Below are 2406 nucleotides of genomic sequence, written 5' to 3' on the forward strand. Positions count from 1 at the left end.
GCGCTGCACCGGGTGCACGAGCCGTGGCGGCTGTCGGCCTACCAGGTGCAGTCGGCGCTGCTCGGCGTGCCGCCGGCCGCGCGGGTCGCCGCCCGGCTGCCCGATCCCGATCAGATCACGCCCGAGCTCGCCGAGGCGATCCGCGACGAGCTGCGCGAGTTCACCCGCCTCGGCGGCTTCACGCTGCACCCCGGCAGCACCCCCTGGTTCGGCGCCACCCTGCGCACCCGCGCCGAGGCGCACGAGGCCGTCGAGCTGGCGGGCACCCTGTCCGCCAGGACGCTGCCGAGGCTGGCTGCCCGGCTGGCCGCCGCGTGCAGGGAAACCGGTCTGCCCCCCACCTGTGCCAGTTATCCGGAACGTACGCGGCTTACTCGCCTCTTCAACCTCCTCCACGAGGCGGATCAGCCCGGCCGTGGCTTCCGCGAGCGGCGCGCCCTGCGCAAGGAGGCGAAGGCGGAGTGGACCGCGCTGGCCGGGGGCGCCGGACCTGGCGGCGAACCGCGGCTGCCGTCGGACTACCCGGCGCTGACCCTCGCGTGGCGGGAAGCCGAACAGCAGCTGGCCGCGCTGGCGGCGTTCGCACCGCAAGCCGGGCTCGGCGAGGACCCGGAGAAGGCGTCGGCCGCGCTGGCGGCGGACGCGGAAACCCCGTGGCGGCTGCCCCGGCTGCACGAGCTGGCCCGCCGCTTCGGCGCCCTCGGCCTCGCCCAGCTGCTGGACGAAGCCGGCTCGGACGAGGTCACCCCCGACGTGCTCGTGGCCGCGTTCGACTACGCGTGGTACCGCACGATCCTGGACCACATCCGGATCACCGACCTCGACTACGACGCCGAGTACGGCGTCGCCCTCGACGAGATCGCCGAAGAGTTCCGCGCTCGCGACACCGAGCACCTGGCCGCGAACCGCGCCCGGGTGCGCAGCGCGTGGGCCCGGCAGCTGCGGGACACGGTCGACAAGCACCCGCTGCAGGCCAGGGTGATCCGCAAGCAGGCGGCGCTGCGCCGCGGCCACCTGCCGCTGCGCCGGCTGCTCGACCAGACCGGCGACGTGCTGTTCGCGCTGAAGCCGTGCTGGGCGATGTCGCCGCTGATGGTCAGCCAGGCGCTGCCACTGACCCGGCTGTTCGACGTGGTGATCTTCGACGAGGCGAGCCAGATCGTCCCCGCGGACGCGATCGGCTCGATGATCAGGGCCCATCAGGTGGTGGTCGCGGGCGACGACAGGCAGCTGCCGCCGACGAACTTCTTCCGCCAGGTGGACTCCGGCGACCCGGCCGACGACGACGACCTCGCCGACGAGACGGTGTCGCTGCGAGCCGGGTTCGAGTCGGTGCTCGACGCGCTGCGGCCGCTGCTGCCGGTGTGCCCGCTGAGCTGGCACTACCGCTCACGTGACGAGCGCCTGGTGGCGTTCTCCAACGACCGGATCTACGGCGGTGCGCTGACCACGTTCCCTGGCGTGGCGCGAGACGACTGCCTGCGGCACGTGGTGGTCACGCAGGATGACCGGCCGGGCCAGGAGTCGTCGGTGGCGACAGAGGTCGCCGAGGTGGTCCGGCTGATCCTGGAGCACGCCAGGACCCGCCCCGGAGAGTCCCTCGGGGTGATCGCGCTGGGCATGCGGCACGCGGAGCGGATCGACCTCGCGCTGCGCGCGGCGCTGGCGTCCGCCCCGGCCGATCTTGAGGCGTTCTTCGCCGAAGACGCGCCAGAGCCGTTCTTCGTCAAGAACCTGGAGCGGGTGCAGGGCGACGAGCGGGACGCGATCATCCTGTCGGTCGGCTACGGCAAGCACGCCGACGGGCGGATGCGCTACCAGTGGGGTCCGCTGCTGCGCGACGGCGGCGAGCGGCGGCTGAACGTCGCGGCGACCCGCGCCAAGCGCCGGCTGACGGTGGTCAGCTCGTTCTCCAGTCACGACGTGGACCCGGGCCGCCTCACCAAGCCGGGTGCCCGGCTGCTCGCCGAGTACCTGGAGTACGCGGGCTCAGGCGGCACCCCGGTGGCGGCGTCCGGCTCGGACTCCGGTCTCGGCGCGTTCGAGTCGGACGTGGCGGCCCGGCTGGCCGCGCTCGGCATCATGGTCGTCCCGCAGTACGGCGTGGGCGGCTACCGGGTGGACTTCGCCGCCGCGCACCCCGACGACCCGACCCGGATGATCCTCGCCGTCGAGGCCGACGGCGCGTCCTACCGTGACTCCCGCAGCGTCCGCGACCGGGACCGGCTGCGCAAGGAGCACCTGGAGCGGCTCGGCTGGCGGGTGCACCGGCTCTGGTCCACCAGCTGGTTCACCGACCCCGACGCCGAGCTGGCCAAGCTCCGCGCCGCTTACGCCGAAGCCGTCCGCGCGAACCCCCCGGCACCCCCGCCCCCGCCGGCAGACCCGCCCTCGGCCGAGCCATCC

General features: G+C 74.0%; 1 protein-coding gene. It reads left to right on the plus strand.

The annotated features are described in order from the left end of the window. Positions 1-2406 (plus strand): AAA domain-containing protein (locus WA805_RS20180; protein ID WP_425243101.1); only part of this gene is annotated, 2406 nt, incomplete at both ends.

This window comes from Trebonia sp. (genome assembly GCF_049794275.1).
Classification (GTDB): domain Bacteria; phylum Actinomycetota; class Actinomycetes; order Streptosporangiales; family Streptosporangiaceae; genus Trebonia.